The sequence below is a fragment of the Rothia aeria genome (assembly GCF_016726365.1).
Taxonomy (GTDB): Bacteria; Actinomycetota; Actinomycetes; order Actinomycetales; family Micrococcaceae; genus Rothia; species Rothia aeria.
Genome location: NZ_CP068102.1, coordinates 1057606 through 1081858, shown reverse-complemented (window position 1 = coordinate 1081858; position 24253 = coordinate 1057606). Strand labels below are relative to the sequence as shown.

General features: G+C 60.0%; 17 protein-coding genes. 8 read left to right on the top strand and 9 right to left on the bottom strand.

Annotation, left to right across the window (positions count from 1 at the left end; translation table 11 throughout):
* Positions 1–27: 27 nt before the first annotated feature.
* The 5 genes from I6I94_RS11540 to I6I94_RS04465 form a co-directional block, all read right to left on the bottom strand.
* Entirely contained in the window at positions 28–3927 is a 3900-nt protein-coding gene (locus I6I94_RS11540) for a S8 family serine peptidase (RefSeq protein ID WP_201620935.1), read from the bottom strand.
* Between the two features lie 217 nt (positions 3928–4144).
* On the bottom strand, positions 4145–5971 hold the full coding sequence (locus tag I6I94_RS04480) for an ABC transporter ATP-binding protein (RefSeq protein WP_126926680.1): 1827 nt from the start codon (positions 5969–5971) through the stop codon (positions 4145–4147).
* Entirely contained in the window at positions 5968–7842 is a 1875-nt protein-coding gene (locus I6I94_RS04475) for an ABC transporter ATP-binding protein (protein WP_330894762.1), read from the bottom strand. Before I6I94_RS04475 ends, I6I94_RS04480 begins: the two co-directional genes overlap by 4 nt.
* Positions 7843–8193: 351 nt before the next feature.
* Entirely contained in the window at positions 8194–9165 is a 972-nt protein-coding gene (locus I6I94_RS04470; protein WP_201620992.1) for a metallophosphoesterase, read from the bottom strand.
* Positions 9166–9215: 50 nt separating this feature from the next.
* Positions 9216–11351, bottom strand: a complete 2136-nt coding sequence (locus I6I94_RS04465; protein WP_128087452.1) for a transglycosylase domain-containing protein — start codon at positions 11349–11351, stop codon at positions 9216–9218.
* 202 nt (positions 11352–11553) lie between these two features.
* Between I6I94_RS04465 and I6I94_RS04460 the strand changes: the two genes are divergently transcribed.
* The 5 genes from I6I94_RS04460 (at position 11554) to I6I94_RS04440 (ending at position 15186) form a co-directional block, all read left to right on the top strand.
* Complete coding sequence (locus I6I94_RS04460) at positions 11554–11757, top strand: hypothetical protein (protein ID WP_006888552.1); 204 nt, start codon at positions 11554–11556, stop codon at positions 11755–11757.
* 152 nt (positions 11758–11909) lie between these two features.
* Positions 11910–12392 carry a RidA family protein gene (locus I6I94_RS04455; RefSeq protein ID WP_006888354.1) on the top strand — a complete coding sequence of 161 codons (483 nt, stop codon included), beginning with the start codon at positions 11910–11912 and terminating at the stop codon, positions 12390–12392.
* Entirely contained in the window at positions 12385–13452 is a 1068-nt protein-coding gene (locus tag I6I94_RS04450; RefSeq protein ID WP_128087453.1) for an NUDIX hydrolase, read from the top strand. The genes I6I94_RS04455 and I6I94_RS04450 overlap by 8 nt, the downstream gene beginning before the upstream one ends.
* Positions 13453–13536: 84 nt before the next feature.
* Positions 13537–14535 (top strand): NADP-dependent oxidoreductase, encoded by a 999-nt coding sequence (locus tag I6I94_RS04445; protein WP_128087454.1) that lies wholly within the window; start codon positions 13537–13539, stop codon positions 14533–14535.
* Positions 14536–14550: 15 nt separating this feature from the next.
* Entirely contained in the window at positions 14551–15186 is a 636-nt protein-coding gene (locus tag I6I94_RS04440) for an NAD(P)-dependent oxidoreductase (protein ID WP_128087455.1), read from the top strand.
* Positions 15187–15335: 149 nt separating this feature from the next.
* Here the strand turns inward: I6I94_RS04440 and I6I94_RS04435 are convergent, their stop codons facing one another.
* On the bottom strand, positions 15336–16013 hold the full coding sequence (locus I6I94_RS04435; protein ID WP_006888478.1) for a Crp/Fnr family transcriptional regulator: 678 nt from the start codon (positions 16011–16013) through the stop codon (positions 15336–15338).
* A 313-nt stretch (positions 16014–16326) separates the two neighbouring features.
* Here I6I94_RS04435 and I6I94_RS04430 point away from each other — a divergent pair, with 313 nt between their 5' ends.
* On the top strand, positions 16327–17511 hold the full coding sequence (locus I6I94_RS04430) for a MarP family serine protease (RefSeq protein WP_006888467.1): 1185 nt from the start codon (positions 16327–16329) through the stop codon (positions 17509–17511).
* Positions 17512–17611: 100 nt separating this feature from the next.
* On the opposite strand, the gene aroQ is transcribed toward I6I94_RS04430, so the two are convergent.
* Positions 17612–18058, bottom strand: coding sequence for a type II 3-dehydroquinate dehydratase (gene aroQ, locus I6I94_RS04425; RefSeq protein WP_023133679.1), 447 nt, complete (start codon positions 18056–18058; stop codon positions 17612–17614).
* Between the two features lie 142 nt (positions 18059–18200).
* Here aroQ and nth point away from each other — a divergent pair, with 142 nt between their 5' ends.
* The gene (gene nth, locus I6I94_RS04420; protein ID WP_128087456.1) at positions 18201–19127 is read left to right on the top strand and encodes an endonuclease III; all 927 of its coding nucleotides are present in this window, start codon (positions 18201–18203) and stop codon (positions 19125–19127) included.
* The gene (locus I6I94_RS04415; protein WP_201620934.1) at positions 19120–19887 is read left to right on the top strand and encodes an NUDIX hydrolase; all 768 of its coding nucleotides are present in this window, start codon (positions 19120–19122) and stop codon (positions 19885–19887) included. Before nth ends, I6I94_RS04415 begins: the two co-directional genes overlap by 8 nt.
* 86 nt (positions 19888–19973) lie before the next feature.
* On the opposite strand, the gene I6I94_RS04410 is transcribed toward I6I94_RS04415, so the two are convergent.
* On the bottom strand, positions 19974–21509 hold the full coding sequence (locus tag I6I94_RS04410; RefSeq protein WP_128087457.1) for a glycine-rich protein: 1536 nt from the start codon (positions 21507–21509) through the stop codon (positions 19974–19976).
* A gap of 536 nt (positions 21510–22045) precedes the next feature.
* Positions 22046–24079, bottom strand: a complete 2034-nt coding sequence (locus tag I6I94_RS04405; RefSeq protein ID WP_236588942.1) for a bifunctional 3'-5' exonuclease/DNA polymerase — start codon at positions 24077–24079, stop codon at positions 22046–22048.
* Positions 24080–24253: the final 174 nt, after the last annotated feature.

The following is a 24253-nucleotide window of genomic DNA, read 5'->3' as shown; positions in this document are numbered from 1 at the left end:
AACCCCAGGACGTGAGACAGCGTGAGGCTACTTCATGCCGCGAAACCGGTACACAAACGCCGCCATTGCGTCGCGGTGAATCGGCTCAACCGGGCGGAACGTCCCATCACCCCAGCCGCGCGTAATACCTTTCGACGCCAGCCACGTAATCTCCCGATAGAACGGGTCGGAGGGGCGGACATCCCTAAACGGTGACTGCTGCGGGGCGTTAAACTGTGGCGAGTTGGCGTAACGGTAGAAGAACGCCGCCATCGCCTCACGGCTCACCGGCTCGTGCGGGCGGAACGTCCCGTCACCCCAGCCGCGCGTAATACCTTTTGACGCCAGCCACGTAATCTCCCGATAGAACGGGTGTGACGGGTCCACATCCTTAAACGGAGACACCACCGGAGGCGTGAAATCGGGTGCCCCCGCCATACGGTAGAAGTAGGCGGCTATCGCTCCACGCTCAATATTCTCCCCCGGGCGGTAGGTGCCATCCGGCCAGCCCCTGGTGATGCGCTCAGCAGCCAGCCACTCAATCTCGGTGTAGAACGGGTGGGCCGGGCCCACATCCCTAAACCGGTGAGAAGCCGGTGGGGCGGGGGCGGGGTTTGACGGCCCAGCCGAGCCGCTCCTCGCCTCAAGAACCTGCGCCCGCTGAACCCGGGCGGAGGCCACCTGCGAGGTGTTCTGCGCCGCGGAAGTCGAGGGGTTATGCAGATGCAGCAGCAGCATCTTCGCGGAGGTGCCGCTGCGCAGGTGAGCCGTCACGGGCGCATCCGGTGAGTCCACGAACAGGGACGGGCCGGTGCCCTGCCCGCCGTCAAACCACAGGTTAGGGGTGTACGGGTTAAAACTCACCCAGTCGGTCTCGGAGACCGTCTGCCCCAGCAGCGGCAGGCTCGTGAGCACCCGGTACTGAAGAGGTTCAGAACCCTGCCGGGCCAGCCCCAGTGAAGAAGCGGCAACCGGTATGACTGCAACATTCGTATCGAACGTATTGGTGTCGATATCGCCCCACACACCATTGACCGGCAGCGCATCCACCTCACGGCTGGCACCCGCGCGGCGGGAGGAGAGCACCGCCACCGGGTAGTCCAGGCCTATCTGCCGTTTCACCTGAACCGAGTAATCCGCGTAGCCGTCGCTGTCCGTGTCAATCTCAACCTCAATACCGTAGGCCGGGGTGAGCGCATCCCAGTTGCCTCTTGTGGCCACGCCGAAAGAAATGACACCCCGGCCCTGGGAACTGCCTGAGGCACCCAACGCCGGAAGGTTAGACGAGGCACCCACGTACTGTACCGCCATTGCCCGCGCAGATGAGCTGCTGGGAGCCGGGCCAGACTCCTCATACCCCAGTTCGAAGGCGCCCAGCTGCGAAACGTACCCGTTACGTCGTACCGGTGTGCCCTCCGGCTTAATCCGGGCCGTCTGGGAGGTGCCAAACGTTAAGGAAGCTGAAGGGACCATGAGTTCCGACACCGGTTTTGGCGCGGCGTGCAGCGGCACCACCACGGTGGAGGAGCTGTCGGTGAGCGTCACATTGCCGCTGACTGAGCTAAGGTACTGGCGGTACCGGCCGCCCTGGTCCCGGGCCGTGCCCGCATCAAGAGTCTTCGCCAGTTTCTCGGGGTCAACCGTCACCGACACCCTAAACGTGGCCTTGGCGCCAGCGGCAACACTCACGCTTTCGGGGGTTTTGACCTGCACCCCGGCCGTGGTGGTGCGCGCATCAAAACCAACCCGGAACGTGCGCTGCTGCCCGCCTGCGTTCTCCACGGTCACCTCTTTCGTGACTGTTTTCGCCCCGGTCCCGGGGGCCACCTCAATCACCCCAAAAGATAGAGAGACCTGCTGGGGGTTCTGGGTGTTGTATGCGGTGGTTCGCTCATTGACGGCCGCCTGCGCATCCACCCGGCCAGCACCCACACGGTCCACACCCAGCCGTTCGCCCGAGATGGTGCGCACCTCCTGCGAGGCGGTGTTCATGATGCGCGCCTTCACCTGCTGCTGAGACAGAAACGGCTCTTTGCTCAGGATCTGCGCCGCAATACCGGCCACATGCGGGGTTGCCATGGAAGTACCACTCAGACGGAACGGCTGGTTGCCGCTACCCGCACCTGCTGAATAAATATTCGTTCCGGGGGCGGCAACATCGGGTTTCACGAACCCGTCAGAACCGTGCACCCCGCGGGCGGATGAGGCCGCCAACATATCCGGGCCCTTCGCGGTAAGAGCCGTATTACGCCAGGCCGCCCCCAGCTCAATCTCCAGGGTTCCCGCCTTCACCGCCGGGTATAGTGTCTGGGCTGTTGCACGGCTTATCAGCACCCCCGGTATGGTGGTGCTTCCCGCGATGGGGCGGTCATCATTCTCTGGGGCCACCATGAGCACGCCTTTACCGTTAGCGGCGGCAACATTCGCGAACCGGCGGGCGGAATCGCATGACGGATCGGAGCCGGAAGCCTCCCAGTGAAGCATCACCCAGCGGCCGCCGAAATTCGTGCCCGTGAACGGTGCGCAGCCGGTCTTATTCGACTCGGGGGCCGCCGTGACGGTGCCGCTCACGCGCGCATTATTGGAGGCAAACGTATACAACGTGGAGTAGCTGCCCGCATAGGCCCCGGCAACAGCGGAGGGCCCCTTCACCTCAAACCTGTCAGAGCGGGTGAGGGCACTCTCCGAATTCGCCACAGTTAACGCCGAGGGGTTGTTCGCGGGCGCACCCATAATCGAGTACACGTCCCCCTGACTCAGATTCGCCTGCGCGTTACCGGCGGCAACCACCGCCAGCACCCCCTTATCAATCAGGCGCTGCAGCATCGTGTTTTCGGGGTCATCCACCGTTGAGTAGTCGCTGCCGAGGGAAAGGTTCACAATGTTCGCACCATCCGAGAAGTCCCCGTCATTATTGGGGTCCAGGGCCCTATCTAGCGCCTGGCCGGTCATGGAGGAGCTGCCGCTGCACCCAAAGATACGCAGCGGCATCAGGCGCGCCTCGGGTGCGGAACCTGGCCCGATGTGCAGCCGCTGCACATCCGCAGATGAAAGCTTGGAATATTCGCCCCGGAACGTCTTGCCGTCCGCACCCACACCGTACCCTGCGGCGGTGCCCGCCACATGCGTGCCGTGCCCAGACTCGCTGCAATCCATGGGGTTACTATCGGGTGCGGGGGCGTTATACCCGTTATAGGCATCGCCGACCAGGTCGTAGCCGCCCACCACTTTCTGCGGGTCGTAGGAGCCTGCGGGCATCGTGGGGGAGGATTTTGCTTTATCGTAGGCCGCCTTGGTGCCTGGGCCGCCAAAATCGGCGTGCGTATAGTCCAGGCCGGTGTCAATCACCGCGATCGTCACGCCCTGTCCGGTCGCCCCCGTGCTGCGCCACGCCTCAAGCGCACCTGTGCCCACCACGGAGATTGCGTTCATACGCTCCTTCGGCACGATACGGGAGATACGCACCACATCCGGGTGCCCGGCGAGGCCCCTGATCGCCTGCGCATCACCGGTGAGCGCCACACCCCGCTGCAGGTTATGCGTAGTGTACAGCACCTGCGAATTAGAGGAAGCGGCTAATGACTGTGCGTTTGTCACCACCTGCGACTGCACGTGGTGTGCCGCAGCAACACTCTGCGCGGTGGGGGACGCCTGGCTCATCGGGCTCACCCGGCGCCCACCCCCATCAAGAGCTAACCCGTAGGCACCCTGGCCAGCCAGCTCCACATAAGCGGTGACGGTTCCGGTGGCCTCTTTCATGGAGGCGGTGACCACCTCACCCTGCCTAGCCCCCTCCACAGTGTCCTGAGTGGCGGGGCCCGCGGAGGCGGGGGCGGGCTGTGCCGGGGCCGCTAGGGTGGCTGGTGTGCCCAGCAGGGCGGTGCATACGCTGAGCGCGGCCACGCCCAACATGCGCGCACGGTGCGCGCCGTGTGGTTTGAACATCATGGTCCTTGTGAATAGGTATGAACTGGGTGAATGATTGGGGGCCAGCATGTTGTTGCGAAAATTCTACGGTGAATACCCCCGATAGAGAAGATTACTCCGCCCGCCTCCAAAATGCATCCGCGCGCCCGGTACCACCCGATAATGCATAAATATGTGAGCAGGGGGGGGGCAAGGGCAATGCACCACACACGCTCTTCGGTACGCCCCAGCTGGGAGACTATTGTTCGTTATTGAGTTCGTCCCATGAGGCGCGCATCGTCGCAAACCGCCCGCCAGTGGCCGTTAGCGCCTGCGGGGAGCCGTCCTCAACCACCTCGCCAGCATCAATCACCAGCACCCTGTCGGCGGCTAGCACCGTCGATAACCGGTGGGCAATAATAAACGCGGTACGCCCCGACAGCAACGTATTCAGCGCCCGCTGCACCGCCCGCTCACTCGGAATGTCCAAGGAGGCGGTGGCCTCATCAAGAATCACCACATTCGGGTCCGCCAAAAACACGCGCGCAAACGACACCAGCTGCCGTTGACCCGCCGACAGGTTCGTTCCGGCGCGGCCCAGCATCGTCTGGTACCCCTGCGGAAGGGCACTAATAAACCCGTGCGCGCCCACCGCCTGCGCCGCCGCAACAACCTGCTCATCGGTGGCGTTCGGGTTACCCAAACGAATGTTCCCGGCGATCGTGTCAGAAAACAGGAACACTTCCTGAGTGAGCATCACCACTTCCTGCCGTAGCTGAGCGTCTGAGAGCCTGCGAATATCAACGCCATCAAGCAGTACCCGCCCATCACTCACATCATAGAACCGCGACAGAAGCTTAGCGATCGTAGACTTGCCCGCGCCCGTAGCACCCACCAGCGCCACCCGCTGCCCCGCCGGTACGCTCAACGATGTGCGCTGCAGCGCCGGAGTGCCCTCCACATAGGCGAACTGGGCGTTTTGAAACTCGACCGCCCCGCGCGCGGCACCCTCAAGAACCTGCCGCTGCACGGGGTGCTCAGCCTCACGCACCTGCGGACGCTCCGCCAAAAAACCGGAAATCTTCTCTAGTGCCGAGAACGCCGACTGGAACAGGTTATAGAACTCGGAGAGCGTCATAATCGGCTCAAACACCCGGTTCGCATAAATAATGAGCGCCAGCAGGGTGCCCACCTGCATAGTCCCGCCCAGCACCGCATACCCGCCAATCACCAGCGCCGCCGCCACAAACACATTCCCGAAAAGCATGAGAGTGGGGGAGTAGATGCCGAACATCTTAATAGAGTCCATCACGCTCACCCGGTACCGTTCGGCCACGGCGGCGTACTCTGCACGCGCCGCCGCTTCCGCGCCGAACCCCTTGACCGCGCGAATACCGGTGAACGTCTCAACGAAGCGGGTGGTCAGCTGCGCAGACTCGTTCCGTAAAGACCGGAAAATACGCGAAATACCGCGCTGAAACCAGCGGGTCAGCAGGTAAATCGGTACGCCCGTAAGCAGCAGAAGAACCCCAATACGCCAGTCCAGCACAAAAATGGCCACCACCGAGAACAGCATGTTCAGCAGGGTAGTCACCAGCTGGCTTAAACCGCTGCCCAAGAACGTGGCGATCGTCTCAACGTCGTTCGTCAGACGCGATATGACCCTGCCCGAAGTGTACGACTCGTGAAAAGAGACGCTCAGCGCCTGCGAATGTTTAAACACTCGGGTGCGTAAATGCAGCAGCACCCCTAAGGAGACGCGCACCGTATACGCCACATTCGCCCATGTGGCGCCCGCATTTACCAGCACACTCACCGCAAACACCGCTAAAAGTGTCAGCAGCGGGCCGGTGTCGCCGTGCGTGACCGGGGCAATCGCCGTGTCGAGCACCCGCGCTATGAGCACCGGCTGGGCTGCTGCCGCAACAGCCGCCACCAGCACCGAGACGACCGAAGCCGCCAGCGCCCCCATGTACGGCCGGAGCATCTGCCGCAGCAGCGCGAAGGAGCGTTTCCGCGCCTGCTTCTGCTCCTTAGGGGTCAGGTCCGTGCGCTCGTGCGGGGCTTTAGCCCCGGTTAGTTTCATTGGGTGCCTCCGCCCTCCCCGGTGGGGGAGCCCTCACGATTCTGCGTGCTCTCAGCGGCGGCGGATACCTCACTCTCGGCAATCCCAAAGAGCATGTCCGCAATATGCGCCAGAGACGCGGGGGCCTCCGGTTCGGCGCTCATTAACGCACGGTATGCAGGGAGTTTCATCAGCTCGGTGTGCGTCCCGTCGGCAACGATTTTCCCGCCCTCAAGCAGCAGAACCCGGTCTGCTAAGGCCACCGTGGAGGGCCGGTGAGCCGTCAGCAGGGTGGTTGCCCCGCCCAAGTTCCCCTCACCGCCGCGCAGGTTCGTGATGATGCGCTCCTCCGTACCCACATCCAGCGCCGAGAACGGGTCATCCAGCAGAAGCACCGCCGGGCGTGCCGCCAGCGCACGCGCCAACGAAAGGCGCTGCCGCTGACCACCCGAAAGGCTCAGCCCCTCCTCGCCGATGACGGTATCCACGCCCTCAGGCAAATCCGCCACGAAATCGCAGGCGGCAAGTTCAAGAGCGCCCGTTAGGGTCTGCTCCAGCTCCTCATCGCTGTATTCACCGCGCACACCCATCAGCACATTCTGGCGCACCGTACCCGAGAACAGCACCGCCTCCTCAAACACGAAAGCGGTCTGTGCGCGCAGCACCGGCAGGGGCATGTCGGCAATATCTTCACGCCCCAAGAGGATGCGCCCGCTGGTGGGGGAGTAGAAACGCGGAACCAGCGTCAGCGCCGTGGACTTGCCGCTGCCGGTGGCACCCACCAGCGCAACCACCTCGCCCGCGAACGCCTTAAAACTCAGCCCCTCAAGCACCCCGCCCGGTGCGGGCGCATCGATGGCGTGTTCTTCGGGGCTGTGTTCTTGGGAGCTGGGCTCTTGTGCGGGGTCGTAGGTAAAGTGCACGTTATCGAACGTCACCGATAAAACACCGCCGGAAGGGATAGGAGCCTGCTCGGCTGCCTCGTCGGTGAGTACTACTTCTTCATGCCCGTTTTCGCTCATTACTTCAACATGCCTTTCCATAGCTACCCGGTAGTTCAAATACGAAGAAATCAGTGTGGTTGAACGCAGAACGTGCCCCAGCACCACGGTCAGCACCGCAAAATAGGCGGTGAGCGACCCTAACGAAACCTCCCCCGAGGCCACCTGCGGAACCCCCACCCACAGGGCGATGAGGGTGCTCACCCCAACAATAACCCGCTGATAAAACGCCACCAGCGCCACCAGCATAGACCGCCGGTAATCCAGGGAGTTCAGCTCCTCAACGGCTGCGGTGTACTTCTGAATTTCTTCCTGGGAACGCCCTAAAGCTTTAATGACGCGGATGCCGCGCACCGACTCCTCAATACGGGTTGATACATCCCCGGTGAGCTGCTGAAGCTCCTTAGTGTACGCATTGTATTTACGCACATAGCTCACCAGGGACACCAAAAGCACGGGTACGGTCACCACGAACACCACCGCCAGCTGCCACGAGGCACCGAACATGAATGAGCTGCCCACCAGGAACATGACCGCCACCGAGATCAGCTGCACCAGCGCGAAGGAGAGCCACCGGCGGATCGTCCCCAGGTCAGACATTGACCGGGTGAGCAGCTGCCCGGATGACCAACGGTCAATCATTGACAGGGGCGCGCGCAGCAACTTGTCGAAGAAGTTCATGCGCATCCGCATTTCCATCGTGGAGGTCGGATCCACAATCAGCCACCTGCGCCAGTAAGCCAAGGATGCCTGCCCCACACCGATGAGCAGCACCAACGACCCGCCAATCCAAATGCCTGTCTCGGTGGCGTTGCGGGTCAGCTCATCAACAATGAACTGAAGCATCTGCGGAACCGATATTTCAAGTACAGCAGCGCCGATCGCAACCACCAGACCCACCGCCCACCGGCCGCGTATGGGCTTCGTGTACGGTGCGAACTTTAGGGGTGCCCGCTCACCGGCCGCGTAGTCTACGGGCGCCGGGATGGGTTCGGGAGCGGTCTCAAGGAACGGGTTGCGCCGCCGGGAGGTGCTGGTGGCATGTGTGCGAGTCGTTGCCGGTTCCTCCTGATCGGTTGCGGGGTTGTTACCCCCTGCTGTTTATGAGCGGATGCGCCGCATCGGGCGCTATTGGTGATGTGAGCCTGAGGTTTCTATTATAGACAGCGGCCTCTTGCCGTCTGCCGCGGGCTTGCTCTGCTGTGGGGTGCCCGCCCGAGATCCCGGCCGACAGCTGGGTGTTTATTCGCTCTTGGCTGTGAGGGTGACCAGCACCGCCTCTGGGGGGCAAAAAAGCCGCACCGGCGCGAACCGTGAGGTACCCAACCCCGCCGTGACCTGCACCGGCACATCCTGCTGGTAGCTTACGCCCTTAGCGCGTGAAGGCGGTAAATCGCAGTTGCTCACCAGTGCCCGCCCACCCGGTAAACACACCTGCCCGCCGTGCGTGTGCCCGGCGAAAATTGCTTGCGCGCCGTCAGCGACGAACCGTTCAAGGGTGCGCATATAGGGGGCGTGCGCAACCCCGATACGCACCCGCGGGGTGGAGCCGGTATCAAACGCTTCAGGGGCGAACCCGGGGTGCTGATCGTAACGCAGGTGCGGGTCGTCAACCCCCGAAAACTCTAGGCGCAGCCCGCCGATGCTAATACTGTCATACCGGTTAATAAGTCCCGTCCAGCCGCGTGACTCAAAAGCATCATGCATTTTCCCAATAGGAAGCGGCACGCGTGAGCCTTCCTCAATTTCTTGGGGGGTGCGTGCCTGCCACAGGTACCGGGCCGGGTTCTTGAGCACAGGGGCGAAGTAGCAGTTCGACCCCGGCACGAATACGCCCGGGAAGTCCATGAGCGGGTCTAAAGCATCCAGCAGGGGCGGCAGCCCATTAATATGTGAGAGGTTATCACCGGTATTGATCACCAGATCGGGGCGTAACCCCGCCAGCGAATGCATGAACTCTCTTTTACGTGCCTGCCCCGGAATCATGTGCATATCCGAAATGTGCAGGATACGCAGATCTGCCGTCCCCGCTGGGAGAACCGGCAGCCGCTCGTGGCGTACCACAAAATTATTCAGCTCAATAAAGTGGCCGTACGCTGCTGCGGCGACCCCCAGAACAGCACCGGCGGCAACGGTCTTTTTCAGTACCGAACCGGTGCGTGCTGCAGGAGCCGCCGCTCGGAGCATACGGCGGGACGGGGCGGAATCACGCATTCCATCCAGCCTTTCGCTCATTCAGTTGTATGATTCACTCACCCGTAACCTTAGTTGGCGGTTGAGAGCACCTTCGCGCTGGGTTGGGTGAAGTTGTCGGTGTTGTACTTCGGTGCGACCGCCTTCATGTACGTCTGCCATTGCGCACCCGCGTAGGTTGCGCCGTCCACGTACTCACGTACCTGACCGTTAATTGCCAGCCCGTTCATGGAGCGGAAGCCCTTTGCCACGTTACCAACCCAGGAGGTGGTCACCAGGCCGCGGGTGTAACCGGCAATCCAGGTTTGTGACGAGTTATCGTTCGTACCGGTTTTCGCAGCGGACCCTTCGGGCAAACCAATCCCTCGGGTGGGGGCCGAGCCTCCCTGTTGGATCACGCCTTTAAGCACCCAGCTCACACCGTTAGCGATGTCCGGGTCAAGAACCTGTTCACACTTGGCCTGGTATTCCTTGAATACCTCGCCGTTGTTCTTGGTGACCTTGTTCATCGGGCGCGGCTCACAGTACTTCCCCTCGTTCGCAAAGACCGCGTAGGCTGAGGCCAATGTCAGCGGGGACACACCGTTTTTGGTACCGCCAATGTCAGTACCCAAATCGGGGATGCTGTGAAGCGGCTCTCCTGTGCCGTCGTACATGTGCAGGGTTTTAGACATTTCGTGCACATCGCACAAATCCAGCCGTGAGAGCATACCGTACAGGTATGAGTTCAGCGACTGCCGGATACCGTATGCCGCCGTGTTGTACCCCAGACCGCCGTTTACGGCGTTCTTGAAGGTCCACCCTTCCGGCTGGTTGCGGTAGTAGTATTTGCCGCCTGTCTCGTCGTAGCATTTGGCGTTCCACGCGAAACTGGTGGGGTACGACAACTGCGTACCATTGACCATGCCGTTGACGCCCTTGCCGTCCTTAATCCACTGGGCAAGGATCACCGGTTTGAACGTTGAACCGGGCTGGAAGCCATTGGTGCCGCCGTACTTGGCATCAACGTTGTAGTTGAACTGCGAGACCGAATGGTCATTGGCGTCCTTGGGGCTGCCCCATTCTGTGTTCTGCGCCATCGCCACCACATTACCGTTGGAAGGCTCGATGCTGGTCAGTGCGGTGTTAATGTCATTAGTGTTGGTTGCCCCAGGCTGAGTGGATTCAACTGCCTGCTTCGCAACCTTCTGTGCCTCCGTGTTCAGGGAGGTGTAAATCTTCAAACCACCGCGCTGCAGCATGGCATTGCGCTGAATATCGGTGGCACCGTAGGACTCATCCTGCAGGATATTATTCACCACGTAGTTGCAGAAGAAGGCGTACTCGCCAGCGTTGCTGCACCCCTTCTTCACCGGGTGAATGTCCAGGTTTACTTCGCTGGCCACTGCCTCGTCGTACTCTTGCTGAGAGATCTTCCCGTCACGCAGCATGGTGGAGAGCACCACGTTACGGCGTTCAACTGCGTTATCGGGGTGCTCGTCCGGCCGGTAGGTGTTGGGGGACTGCACCAGCCCGGCCAGCAGCGCTGACTGGGCAACGTTCAGGTCCTTCGCAGGAATACCCCAGTAGTACTGGGCTGCGGCCTCAACACCAAAGTTTGAGCCGCCCATGTTCACGATGTTCAGGTAGCCTTCAAGGATCTCGTCCTTGGACTTGTTCTGCTCCATCGAAACGGCCAGCTTCATTTCTTTGATCTTGGCGAAGTAGTTCTTGTTCCCGCCCAGGGTGGCGTTCGCGTCCTCACCGTTCTGCTCAGCAGCGTTAACGATCAGGTTGTTCACGTACTGCTGGGTGAGGGTGGAAGCACCCTGACGTTTGCCGGGATTCATCGCGTTATTGAAGAACGCACGTCCAATACCGACGGCAGAGACCGCGCCGTGGCTATAGAAATCACGGTCCTCAACCGAAATGATGGCGTTCCGCATATGCGGGGAGATCTGGTCGAGCTTCACCTGTGTACGGTTCTCTTCGTAGAAGGTGGCCAGCTCGGTCTTACCATCTGCGGCGTAGATCGTTGAGGGACGTGCCAGGGGGCCCTCTGAAATCTCATCCGGTAAGTCTTGGAACCAGCTCATGGATGCGTTCACCACTGAGCCAGCGCCTACGACGGGCGGCACAACAATGACCGCCACCAGAAAACCTGCAATGACGCTGTAAGCAATAAACTGCAAAAGGTCGCGGCCGCGACGTTTCTTAGGAGAAGCCATTCCCCCAGTTTAGCGGATATAACTGGGAACTGTAGCCGCCCACGTCAGCCCGCTTTTCATGCCCGGCATGCCGCCGAACAACCTCCTTAGGGTGTCTTAATATTTGGTGTTAAACATGAAGGTGCCCGCTGTATTCTGTCACGTACCCGTGAAATGACCGGTGATATTGTACAGTACGCCCCCGAAGGACTACCCTAGGTGTATGAAGAAATGGGAATACGCAACTGTGCCTCTGATGATCCATGCTACTAAGCAGATCCTCGACAGCTGGGGCGAAGATGGCTGGGAGCTTGTGACGGTACTCCCCGGTGCCTCCGCACCTTCCGGCCCGAACCCTGCAGGTAATATGGTCGCCCCCACGCAGGGCAACCCCATCGCCTACTTTAAGCGCGAAAAGGCGCAGTAGTATACGCACCGCCCGGTGACCGCCCCATCTAGGGGTCGCGGCACCGGGTTTAGCGTCTTTTGCTTGTGCGGCTGCGGACAACCCCGCGAAAATATACCGCTTAAGGGCATCCTTAAACCAATCGCCGATCCCTTACCCACGGAGAGAGCATCATGACCGAACCCCGTATAGAACAACGTATCCGAGACCTTGGCTACGAGCTGCCTGAGGTTGCTGCGCCTGTGGCCGCTTATGTTCCGGCTGTTGTCTCCGGCAGTTACGTGTACACTTCCGGGCAGCTGCCTTTTACGAAGGGGGAACTGCCGGCTATTGGTAAGGTATCTGCCAGCGGGCAAGCAGGCTTTGTGGCACCTGAGGACGCTAAAAAATACGCCGCCATTTGTGTGCTTAACGCCTTGGCTGCCGTAAAATCTGTGATTGGCGATCTTGACCGGGTGCGCCGCATTGTGAAGGTTGTCGGTTTTGTCTCTTCTGAACCGAACTTCACCGGTCAGCCCGGCGTTATTAACGGTGCATCCGAGCTGCTGGGCGAGATTTTCGGTGAGGCTGGGCAGCACGCCCGTTCGGCGGTCGGCGTACCCGTGCTCCCGCTCGATTCCCCCGTAGAAGTTGAGATTATCGTCGAATATGCGTAGCGAACTGTACACCGGCGCTATCCCCGTGGCGGGTTCCCCTCGCGTTTATTCCGGCAGGAAGAGCGCCCCCGCCCCGCGTACCGAACAGGTGCAGCGGCTGTACACTATCCCAGACTTTATGCGCACCGCCGCGGAGACGTGGGCGAACGAGCATTCCGGGGAGGCAGCCGGTACTGCCGAATCCACCGGGTGCGCCCTCAAGCATGCGGCCTCCGTCATTTTTGTGCGTGATGGCGACGACGGGCTGGAAACTATCCTTACCTACCGGCCCGGCTGCTCTCCTTTAGGGATTGTTGCTTTTCCCGGCGGTATGGTCACCGCAGAAGATGCACAGAATATCCCCTGGTGTGGCGCTGATGCGGAGCATTGGCAGCGCACCTTCGCGTTCGGTGACGCAACGATAGCCCATAAGGTGGTGGTCGCTGCGGTGCGTGAAACCTTTGAAGAAACCGGGCTGTTATTGGCTGGTGAGGACGAGGGGAGCGTAGCTGAGTACACCGCTGGCAGCGACCAGATGAACCACCGGGAGGCGATCTCGGACCGCGACGAAACCCTCAGCAAATACCTGGCGATGAGCGGACTAAAAATCCGGGCTGATCTGCTGCGCCCTGTGGTGCGCTGGCAGTCGCCGGACTTCTGCCACAAACGGTACGATGTCGCGTATTTCACCACCGCCGTGCCTGTCGGCCAGCAGGCAAGCCTGCTGAAGGATAAAGGTATTTGGGGTGACTGGGTGAACGTGCGGGAGCTGCTTGCAGGCCGGGCCACCAGCGACCTCGGCGACCGTATTAACCAGCCCGATACCGCCGGTAAAACCCTTGATGAGCTGGTCACCCCCGGGGTCATGTGTACCCTTGAATCCCTGGCGAAGGTCGGTACGAGCGTGGCCTGGTTGGCTAAGAAACGAACGGTTGAGGTGAAAAAACCCATCCTTGTTAAGAACGACGGACAGTGTATGCTCTCATTCACTGAGGTGGTGAAGGCTGCCCCACGCACCGGAAAGTTTGGTGCGGTGGCTGCACCAGCAACCTCAGCCATTCCTACAGTCACCCCTTCATAAAAACGTGGAAGGCCGGATTTCCGCACAGCGCGGAAAATCCGGCCTTTGTTGTAGGCAGATAATCACAGTGAAAGGAGGAACCTCATGATTCGCAAAATTCAGCATAACGCTTATGGCGATCCCAGCGTTCTAGAAATGGTTGAGACAGATGAGCCTACACCGGGCGAAGGTGAAGTCCGTGTGAGTGTCAAAGCGGTCAGCCTGAACCCCGTGGATCTGAAAACTTTTGAGGGGTATAAGCCGCTTCGTATCGCAGAGACGAGCAACCGTTTGCGTCACCCGTCCTGGTGGTTTGGCCGCGGTCCCGCACGTTTTCCGAAGGGCGTGGGGCGTGACTTTTCTGGTGTGATAGATGCCCTCGGTCCCGGTGTGAACAATATTGCTGTGGGCGATGCGGTACTGGGAACCCTGCGCAGCGCTCCCGGCTCCGGCGTGACGGAAGGCTCCCTGGCTGAGAAACTGGTGACTTCTGCCCAGAATATCGTTGCGAAACCTGAAAACCTGAACTTTGAGGTTGCCGCAGCCTTGGGCGTCGCCGGGGAGACCGCGTGCGGGGCGTTCCGTGCAATCGATCTGAAACCCGAGGATGTGCTGGTTATCAGTGCCGCATCCGGCGGTGTGGGAGCCGTGGCGGTTCAGCTTGCGGTGCATCGGGGAGCAACAGTTATCGGTATCGCATCGGAGAAAAACGCGGAGTTCGTACGCTCTCTGGGGGCTATTCCGGTTGCATACGGTGACGGTTTGAAAGAACGTATTCTCAAGGCAGCACCGACCCCGGTTACGAAAATACTTGACTGCTACAACGGTGACTACATCCCGTTAGGGGCAGAGCTCGGCCTGAAAAAGGACGCGATGGGCACACTGATTCCTACGCCGAAGGCAATGATAAAAGGCGCGCAGTTTACGGGGGCGCGGCATGCGCAGCCCGGTGACCTGAAAGAAGTCGCCGATCTGGTGGCATCGGGAGATATTGACGTGACCTTAGCGCATGTGTACCCGTTCAAACTTACTTCCATCCGTGACGGCTATAAGGAACTGGGCACGGGGCATGTGCGCGGTAAACTTGTGGTCACTATTCCCTAACAAAAGTCGAAAACTATGAAAATTTTAGTATCCGGTGCTACCGGAAACGTGGGCCGTTTGGTCGTGGAACAGGCACTTGCGCGTGGCCATGAGGTAGTTGCACTTGCCCGAAACCCGCAGAATCTTCAGCGTGAACACCCGAACCTCACCACGGGCGCTGTAGATATTCTTGATGCTCAGGCCCTCAAACCCTGGCTTCAAGGCGTAGATGCGGTCATTAGTACCGTAGGGATTGGCACCTCGAAAACGCCGACAACCCTTTACTCTGCCGGGACAAAGAATCTTCTGGACGCCATGCAAGAGCATGGGGTATCACGTTTGGTTGTGATCTCTTCGGAGGTCGCCGAACATTGGGCTCATCAAGGGCTCTTCAAGCTCTGGGTGGTATTGCCGCTGCTGCAGCACTTTTTGGGTGCAACCTACGATGATATGCGGCGTATGGACGTGGTTTTGTGGGAAAGCACCGCGCAGTGGACGGCGGTGCGTGCCCCTCGCATTCAGCCGATGAAACCCAAAGGCTCTTATCGGCTAGATGCCCACAAGCCGCTTCGACGCGGCTGGATGATTACCCCGGCAGATATGGCGACTGCGTTGCTCGATATTGCCGAACGTGAGGATCTGAACCGGCAGCACGTCTACGTTGCTAACTAGGGGATACCTCACGGAGAAAAGGGCACCTGTTATCGCATGCGTAAATGTGAGGGGGAGCGGGTATACAAAAACCGCATCCGAAACCGTCGAATAACACGACGTATCGGATGCGGTTTTGTGTGTGAAGACTTCAGATGTCCTCAGAGAATTTAGCGTGAACGCTGACGCAGACGCGGCAGGTCGAGAATGACGACCGCGCGTGCCTCCAAGCGAATCCAGCCGCGGGAGACGAACTCGGCCAGAGCCTTGTTCACGGTCTCACGGGACGCACCCACCAGCTGCGCAAGCTCTTCCTGAGTGAGCTCGTGGGCCACGAGGATGCCGTCGGTTGCGGGGCGACCGAAACGATCCGCCAGATCCAGCAGGGCCTTAGCGAGACGCCCGGGAACATCCGAGAACACCAGGTCTGCCAAGGCCTCATTTGAGTGGCGCAGACGGCGTGCCAGGGTCTTGATGACCTGGTCCGAGATGCTGGGGTCCTGCTGCTGGGCGCGTTTGAACGACTCGTGCTTAATAGCAGCCAGGCGGGTCTCAGAGACAGCCACGGCATTGGTAGAACGCGGGGAGGGATCAAAAAGTGCCATTTCGCCGAAGACATCGCCGGGGCCCATGATAGCGATCATGTTTTCACGCCCATCGGCGGCGGTGCGGCCAAGCTTAACCTTGCCGGAGAGTACGGCGTAGAGCTGGTCGCCGGGGTCTCCTTCGTAGAAGAGCACGGCGTTACGGGAAAGGTCGATTTCGGTAATATCGTCGGTGAGCAGCTTGAATGCGGCGTCATCGAGGGTCGCGAACAGCGGCGAGCGGCGCAGGATATCTAGATCCATTGTTTTGTTCTCCTTGAATATGGGTGGGGTGCGAGCACCCCCTTGTGTGAGCATTCCGGCTGGTGCACCTGCTCGAACCTATGAGCTGAGGGGCCCAAGAACCGGATGTGATATATTCAACTTACTGTTATTGAGATTACCTCAAAAATCTTATTTATGCATCTGAAAACGGTTGGCCGAAAGCAAAACTTCCCTGGGAATTTTTTAAAAAACTAAAGATTTTCACAGCTTAACCCTTTAGCATCAGTACATGAGTGCGGCGTTTTCCACGCCATCATTCATTATTTCTTTATATTTCAAGAGAGGAACGCTTGTGTTTGCTAACCTGAGCCCCCTCGACATTATTATTCCCATCATCCTCGTGCTGTATTTCCTTATGGGCTTACGAAGCGGGTTCTTTACCACGCTCGGAACGTTCTTAGGGTTGGCACTGGGTGTGTGCGCCGCCGCATGGCTGGTGCCGCTGGCGGTTGCCGCCGTCAGCCCGCAGTGGATGCTTCCCACCGCTATCGGGCTTCTTTTGCTATGCCTGGTGATTGGGCAGTGGCTGGGTGTCATTGCTGGCAGGAGTATCCGTAAAGTAACAGATGTCACACCTATAAAGGGTGTGGAGAGGTTCTTCGGCGGCGTGCTGAACGTAGCCGCCTGCGCCCTCGTACTCGTCGTCATCACCCTATCCATGCGCACGGTGCCCATCCCGTCAGTAAACACGGCGCTGGGCGAATCGAAAACCCTCACCTGGATGGTTGAAGCAACCCCATCTGCCGTGAAAGACCGCATCGACAGCGTCCGCAACGATGTACTCACCGCAGGCAGCATCCCCGAAGTCAAACAGCTGCTCTACCCCGAGACGAACGCACCCACCCAGCAGGTTCAATCCGATGCACTTGAGAACGCCTCATCCTCGGTAGTGCAGATCCTGGGTGCCGCTGAGCAGTGCGGATACACCTCCACCGGCTCCGGGTTCGTCGCTGGGCAGGACCTCGTAGTCACCAACTCGCATGTGCTTTCCGGAGTTACCTCACCCACCGTGCAAGACTCACGAGGACGCACCTACCCCGGCACCGTGGTCTACAACAACCCGGCGCAAGATCTAGCGTTCATTCGTGTGCCGCGTTTGCCTATCCAACCGCTGCAGGTGGCCAACACTAACTCCGAATCCGGCGAAACCGTGACCTTCATGGGCTACCCGAAGGGCGGCCCGTTCGCCGCGAAACCCGCCACCGTACAGGGCGTGGGCAATATTCAGACCATCGACTCTGAAACCGGTAAAGCCAACCCCACCCGCCAGGTGTACCAGATCGCCGCAGACGTGCAGCACGGTAACTCCGGCGGCCCGATGCTCACCCAAGACGGCACCGTAGTGGGTGTGGTCTTCGCAAAAGCAACCGAAGGCCAGACCGGCTATGCGATAACCGCATCCACCCTGAAACAGGCGTTGGCTGCCAACGGCAATAACACCACGCCTGTCTCAACCGGCCAATGTAAAGCACGCTAGGGTGATCAGCACACCCTCATAACCCGCGTACAGCGGACTAAAACGGGGCGCCCGGTACCGAAAAGGTACCGGGCGCCCCGTTCGCTGGTGCGAGGCCCCGTTAAATATCGTCTTTAAGGTACTCGGCAATAAAATCAATAGCCATCACATACCCATAAGCACCCGCACCACTAATCACGGTGGTTGCCTGCGGGGACACATACGAGTGATGCCTGAACTCCTCACGCCGGTAAATATTCGACAGGTGCACCTCGACGACGGGCAGTTCGGCGGCCTCCAGCGCATCGTGAAGCGCCACCGACGTGTGCGTGTACGCTGCCGGGTTAATCACAATCGCAGCCCCACGGGTGCGGGCCCGCTGAATCTCATCCACCAGCTTCCCCTCATAGTTTGTTTGCATAAACTCCACATCAAACCCGTGCAGGGCGGCACGTTCACGCACCGACAACTCAATATCAACCAGGGTGGTGTGCCCGTAAATTTCGGGGCGGCGGTGCCCCAGCAGGTTCAGGTTAGGGCCATTCAGCACAAAAATAGTTGCAGACATGCTTTTAGTGTGGCACATTGAAGCGTCCCCGCGCAGGATGCACGCCCACCAAACCACCCCGCCACCACTATTTAGGTTCGTGAACCAGCCGCTTCGGCATCCCTAGCTGGGAAAAGCAGACAAAAAACGGTAGGCTCGCGCTATGAGCGCATCCGCACCGAAAAGCACCACCGACACAGCCCCAGATCTACAGCTCACCGAGGAAGAACGTGAGCTGCTAAGCATCCGCACCGTGCCCGAGTTTGAGGCGGCACAGGCGGCACGCCGCCGCGCGAAAGCACTCACCAAAGCCCCCGAAAGCCACCTTGCCACCGTGCGCCGCGCCCGCAAAATCAACCGTATCCTGGGTGAAACCTACCCCTACGCTGTGGCTGAACTCGACTTCACGAACGCCTTTGAACTGCTGATCGCCACGGTGCTCTCGGCACAAACCACCGATGTGCGCGTCAATCAGGTAACCCCGGCGCTCTTCGCCCGCTACCCGGATGCGCCCGCCCTCGCCGCCGCCACCGAAGAAGAGGTCGAACCCTATATTCAATCCCTCGGGTTCTACCGCGCCAAAACGAAATCTATTGTCAAACTCGCCCGCCAGCTCACAGACGACTACAACGGAGAAGTGCCCGGAACCCTCGATAAACTGGTGAAACTGGCAGGAGTCGGGCGCAAAACCGCAAACGTGGTACTCGGCAACGCTTTCGGGGTACCCGGGCTGACCGTCGATACCCATTTCGGCAGGCTCGCACGCCGCATGGGATTCACCACCGAAGACGACCCCGTCAAAGTCGAACACGACGTTGCCGAACTGATCGAACCGCGCGAATGGACCAACTTCTCACACCGCATGGTCTACCACGGGCGGCGCATCTGCCACGCCCGCAAACCCGCCTGCGGAGTCTGCCCCATCGCCGACCTGTGCCCATCCTGGGGTGAAGGCGAGACGGACGAAACCAAAGCGCGTAAACTCATGAAATATGAAATGGCACCCGGTCGTGAACGCCTGCACCTGCGCTTCCTCACCGGTGCCACACGCCGCCAACTGCACGCCGAAGGATACCCGCTGAGTGCTTAACACCCTGAACACCGCCGCCGAACAAGCCCGCGATGCACTCGCGAACCTTGCCGCAGGAAAACTCGATTTCAAGATAGACTCCCTCATGCGGTACGCGTCCAACAGTAAGCTCTCCAAAGAGGCGGCAGTGCTCGTTCTCTTCGGGGTACTCGATGATGAACCGAGCGCATCCGCAGACTTTGACGGATGCCCAGAGTGCGTGGGAGAGAACCTGGACGTTCTGCTTCTGGTGCGGGCGGATACTCTGCGCTCACACGCCGGTCAGCCTGCATTCCCGGGCGGCAAAATCGACCCCGAGGATTACGAACTGGCGCGCCAGCAGAGAGTTCCGGTGGGGCGCATCGCCGCCCTGCGTGAGGCCGTGGAAGAGACCGGGCTTGACCCTGCGGGTGTTGAAATTCTGGGGGAGCTGCCGACCCTGCCGCTTGCCGTGAGCGATTTCAGGGTGACCCCGGTGCTGGGGTGGTGGGCTTCACCCACGCGGGTTGGCGTGGTCGATACGAACGAGTCTGCCCTGATTGCGCGGGTGCCCGTGCGAGATTTGCTCAACCCCGCCAACCGGCATACGGCATATGTGAAGCGCGGGCGCATAACCCATAAAACCCCGGCGTTTGAGGTCGTGCACTCTAGCGGCGATGCGCGGGTCGAGTTCACCGTGTGGGGATTCACTGCGATCGTGCTCGATAAGATTTTTGATGCGCTCAGCTGGACGGTCCCGTGGGATGACTCGGTGCTTAAACCTGCGCCCGCCTTAAAATAAGCGGGCCGGGTACGCAGAAGGGCCTGCTCCCCAGAACCGCACAATGCGGGGAGCAGGCCCTAGCTTATGAGTATTCGCAGCCGGTATTAGTGGCTGGGAACCACCGGAGCGGGAACACCCGGGTCATCCGGGTAGTCCTTATGCGAACCGCTCGGGTCGCACCAGATCACCTTAATACGGCCGTGGCCGTTGGTGTCATTGGTGCCGAAAGTACGGTTATTGTGTGCCCAGAACTTCTTACCGTTGGAATCCCACATTTCGATTCCCGGTGCCAGGTAGCTGCCGCCGGCACCGCCAGCACCAGCGGATGCGAAAGCACCCGAGTACCGGAACTTGTTCGAGCTGCCCTCAATATCCTGTTCCTGATCCGGGGCAGTAACACGCACACCCTGACCAATGACGCTGCCGGAGCCGCCGCCGCCGTAGCCGCCGCCACCGCCGCCGGAGACCGCGTACACGTAGTAGTTGGCGTTGTCGTACCCATCGGCGTAGTGACCGTCGTAGGTCTGAACCGCACCCCAGGCACTCACACCGTCAGCACCGTTAACGGGCTCGGTGGGGTTGGAGGTGCTGTTGCCCTCTGCGCCTTCAAAAGCGGAAGCGAAGATATTGCCATCGTCTGAGTAGTTAATGTATGCACCCGTCGGTTGATCGAATTTGGCGTAGCTCAGGTATTCCTGGGTGACCCGGTCCTGATCTGCTGCGGGTGCTTCACCGCCAGCGCCACCGGTTCCGTTGCTGCCGCCTTCTGCGGTGCCGCTGCCCTTACCGCCGTAGACGGTCTGCTCGTAGTCGGGGTAGTTCTCCAGGGAGGTGCTCGCGTCGCCGCCGTCCATGCTGTCCACATGCTGCACTACTGTGACGGTCTGGCCCTCAACGCTCTGGGGGCTCTGCTGCACCTGCATACCGCCGCTGCCCTGCTCACCGATGGTGAGGGTGGCAGTCTTGTAGCTGCCTTCTTTGGTGCGGGGGTAGTCGTTGGTGTTGTGCTGCACGGTAACACCCGCGCCGCCGCCGCCGCCAGCAATAGCGATAACTTCCTTAATGGTGAACCCATCGCTTTCCATACGAACAATAGCGGATGCGCCACCACCGGAGCCACCGTACTGGATCTTTGCGGGCTTCAACTTATCAAGGATGAACTGCGCCTGGTTATTGCGAATACCTACCTGAGAGTCGGTGGGAAGAGCAGCTGAGGAACCGCCGTCACCAAATCCTTTACCGCCTTCAGCGGGGGTACCGTCGAAGTTTGCGGTACCAGCTGCGCCGGTCACGAAGGTAAGGGTTTCGCCGGGGGTCACATCAAGGTAGCCGGCTACCTCGGCGCCAGCGCCGCCGAAGCCGCCACCGTACTGGTCTTCGTGAGTGGAGCCACCGGCGGCACCGCGCACATAGAACTTGATCTGGTGCACGTCGGCGGGGACTGTCCAGTGGTCGTAGACCTTTTCGCGGGTGTTGCCGCGCGGGGGCTTAGCGTAGTGCTGCGAGTTAAACGTTTTATCTGCTACACAGGGCTCGACCGGCGATGTGGCGAACGCCGGGATGGAGCTAGAAGCCATGACCACGGGTGCCGCCCAAGCCGCGCCGGTAACAAGCGTGCGGCGTGAGAGTTTATTCTGCATGTTTATATCCTTGCGAAGTACTGATATACACACGCCGGTGCCCAGTACCGTGCCCGCCCCTAGCGGAAAAAGGGCGGGGTACGTGAACACAACGAGCGTATATTGAGTGTTGTGATGCGCAGTAGAACCGCGTATACGGTGAATATTCTACTCGTAAAGTCTTTCATCTTCCATATATTCATGCATGTACTGAATGCCTTGCTGTAACCCTGAATCTCAAGCTATAGCTCAAAATTTACCGCGCGGTTCCCACATCAATAAGTGAATAATTATTCTATAAATTATGTATTTTGATGCATTTTAATCATTTCGTAATAATTGGGTCATGCGATGCACCGCAGAAATATACGCTCACCCGGCACTCAGGCACTCAAGCACCCTGGAAAGAACTCTAAGGCACCTTCTGAAACTTAATTGAAGCGTTAAAAATGCCAAAATATTTTTAAGAGGCCCAAATCATAAAACGACACAGAAACTAAGTTTAACCTTATAAAATACTCACCTAAGACTCAGTATCTCTTCTCTTTAAGAAGACACTACTTCGCCTCCGCATAGTTCCTCGTAACCGTCACAGACACTGGAAAGTCCACCGGGACCCCGCCAAAGAGCAGCTGCGCAGCCTGCTGAGCAGACTCCCGCACGATCGCCTCAACACGTTTCGCCTCAACAGAGGGGCCGCACAATACAAGCTCATCGTGCAGAAAATACACAATCTTTGTGCGCATCGGGCTGCCGAAAACTGTTTCACTCAGCAGGCGCGAACGCACCCTGCCCATCCAGCACAAAGCCCACTCCGCCGCCGTACCCTGCACCACAAAATTACGGGTCATACGGCCCCACGCACGAGACGCAGAAACCGCCCGGGCCTCCGCAGCACCCGTTGAACGATCCGCCACCGTGCGCCGCCACGCATCGGAAGGGGCAGGGGAGGTGCGACCTAAAAACGTGGTGACCTGCCCGCCCTGCTCGCCAATACGCGCCGCCCGCTCCGTAAACTCCATAGCGCGCGGAAAAAGCTGCGCAATATGCGGCAGCAGCGCCCCAACCTCGCCGCTGCGGCCCCCATACATAATGGCCAGCAGCCCCACCTTCGCCTGCGCCCGCTCAGTCAGCGCCAGCCCGTGAGAACGGCTCAGCTCGGCAATGCCCTCGTACAAGTCGGTGCTGTGCCCCGCAACGCCACGTCCCGCCGCAGCCAACGCCTCATCCCGGCTGAGCGCCGCCAGAATACGCGGCTCAATCTGTGACCCATCGGCCACCGTAAACACTTGATGCTGCGGGGCTATTATTGCCGAACGGATCTCCGCAGGCAGCTGCAAAGCACCCCCGCCGGAAGCACCCCACCGTCCGGTTGCTGCACCGCCCACCTCAAGATGCGGGCGGAAACGCCCCTGGTGCACCCACGTATCAGCCCAATTCCAGCCGTTAGCAGTCCATATCCGGTACAGCTTCTTATACCGCAGCACCGGGTCGATCATGGCGTGCCTTTCCTGGGCCCGCGCCGGGTTCTGCTGCGCCCACGCCTTCAATTTCCATGAACGGGTGCTCTCAACCTGCGCGCCCGCACGCTGAAGCGCCCGCAGCAGATCCTGCGGGGAATCCGGGTTCAGCTGCGGAGCGAACAGCACACGCCGAATATGCTCAGCAAGCTCAACCATTTTCGCCGGATGCTCGCCCTCACCAGGGCGCGGCCCCAACAGCTGCTCCAGATTTTTATGGTGCTCCTGCGCATCGAACGGGATGCCCCAGTGCCCGATCTCCGCGGCAACAAGAGCACCGGCCGACTCCGCATGAGCCAACAGAGAAAGCCGGTCAGGGTGCGCGGCAGCGGCAATAGCGTGCAGCTGCGCCGCGAACTCGCCGAACGTCGCGGCAATAAGCGGGGTACGTGATGCTGGGGAACTCGCATCATCGGAACGCACGGCTGGGCTGGCAGAATCCGCTGAAGACTGCTGGGCAGCGGAAAAACTCAGATCATCAAAGAGCGCCTGCTGATCGCTCACCTGCCGAGCGGGCGGCAGGTACCCGCGCGGTGGTTCGTGGTGCGGTTCGTGCATCAGCTCAAGCACCGGCGAATAACGAACATACCCGCCGGGGTGGGTTGCGGCAGCACTGAGAATACGCTGCACCAGCCGCAAATCATGGCATAGATGCACCCGTACCTGCGCCTCTAACAGGAGGGGGCCAAGCACACGTGTATCGGCCCACACCCACCGCACCCGCGCACTCTTGCGCGCATCAGCGCGGGACTCAACCTCACGCACATAGGCGGGCAGGTTCTCGGCGCTCACCCTGTGCCCACGCACAATACGTGGGGCCGTACCGGGGGTGCTGGAGGTGACCGTTTCTTCCCCCGCACTGGCTGGCGCATCAGCAGAGTCGTTGGCGTGGGCCTCGGCGGCAGTCTCCACATGGAAAACACCCCAGTATGCGGTGGATGAGCCTCCCGCAGGGTTCTGAAAATGCACAGGTTCCCCGCTGTTTGCAGCATCGTTCACTGTGTTGCGCACAGAGGTGGCGCCGGGGTTCTGGGCGTCGGCGTTATCTGCGGGAACAACGAGAATGTACACACTCCTATTATCGGTGAGAGAACCCCGAATATGCGAAGGTGACGGTGAACGAACCTGCATGTCAGGGCGAATTCGATGACAACAATCTATGTCCAAACCCCGCCGCGGCAGATATTCTAAGAAGATAGAAAAGCGCTTTTCCGCTGAGACTGGATAAGGCGACAATCGGCACGA

Bases quoted from the DNA above. Each gene is read 5' to 3' on its own strand.
- I6I94_RS11540 (WP_201620935.1), bottom strand. From the start codon at position 3,927: ATGATGTTCAAACCACACGGCGCGCACCGTGCGCGCATGTTGGGCGTG.
- I6I94_RS04480 (WP_126926680.1), bottom strand. From the start codon at position 5,971: ATGAAACTAACCGGGGCTAAAGCCCCGCACGAGCGCACGGACCTGACC.
- I6I94_RS04470 (WP_201620992.1), bottom strand. From the start codon at position 9,165: ATGCGTGATTCCGCCCCGTCCCGCCGTATGCTCCGAGCGGCGGCTCCT.
- I6I94_RS04465 (WP_128087452.1), bottom strand. From the start codon at position 11,351: ATGGCTTCTCCTAAGAAACGTCGCGGCCGCGACCTTTTGCAGTTTATT.
- I6I94_RS04460 (WP_006888552.1), top strand. From the start codon at position 11,554: ATGAAGAAATGGGAATACGCAACTGTGCCTCTGATGATCCATGCTACT.
- I6I94_RS04455 (WP_006888354.1), top strand. From the start codon at position 11,910: ATGACCGAACCCCGTATAGAACAACGTATCCGAGACCTTGGCTACGAG.
- I6I94_RS04450 (WP_128087453.1), top strand. From the start codon at position 12,385: ATGCGTAGCGAACTGTACACCGGCGCTATCCCCGTGGCGGGTTCCCCT.
- I6I94_RS04445 (WP_128087454.1), top strand. From the start codon at position 13,537: ATGATTCGCAAAATTCAGCATAACGCTTATGGCGATCCCAGCGTTCTA.
- I6I94_RS04440 (WP_128087455.1), top strand. From the start codon at position 14,551: ATGAAAATTTTAGTATCCGGTGCTACCGGAAACGTGGGCCGTTTGGTC.
- I6I94_RS04435 (WP_006888478.1), bottom strand. From the start codon at position 16,013: ATGGATCTAGATATCCTGCGCCGCTCGCCGCTGTTCGCGACCCTCGAT.
- aroQ (WP_023133679.1), bottom strand. From the start codon at position 18,058: ATGTCTGCAACTATTTTTGTGCTGAATGGCCCTAACCTGAACCTGCTG.
- nth (WP_128087456.1), top strand. From the start codon at position 18,201: ATGAGCGCATCCGCACCGAAAAGCACCACCGACACAGCCCCAGATCTA.
- I6I94_RS04410 (WP_128087457.1), bottom strand. From the start codon at position 21,509: ATGCAGAATAAACTCTCACGCCGCACGCTTGTTACCGGCGCGGCTTGG.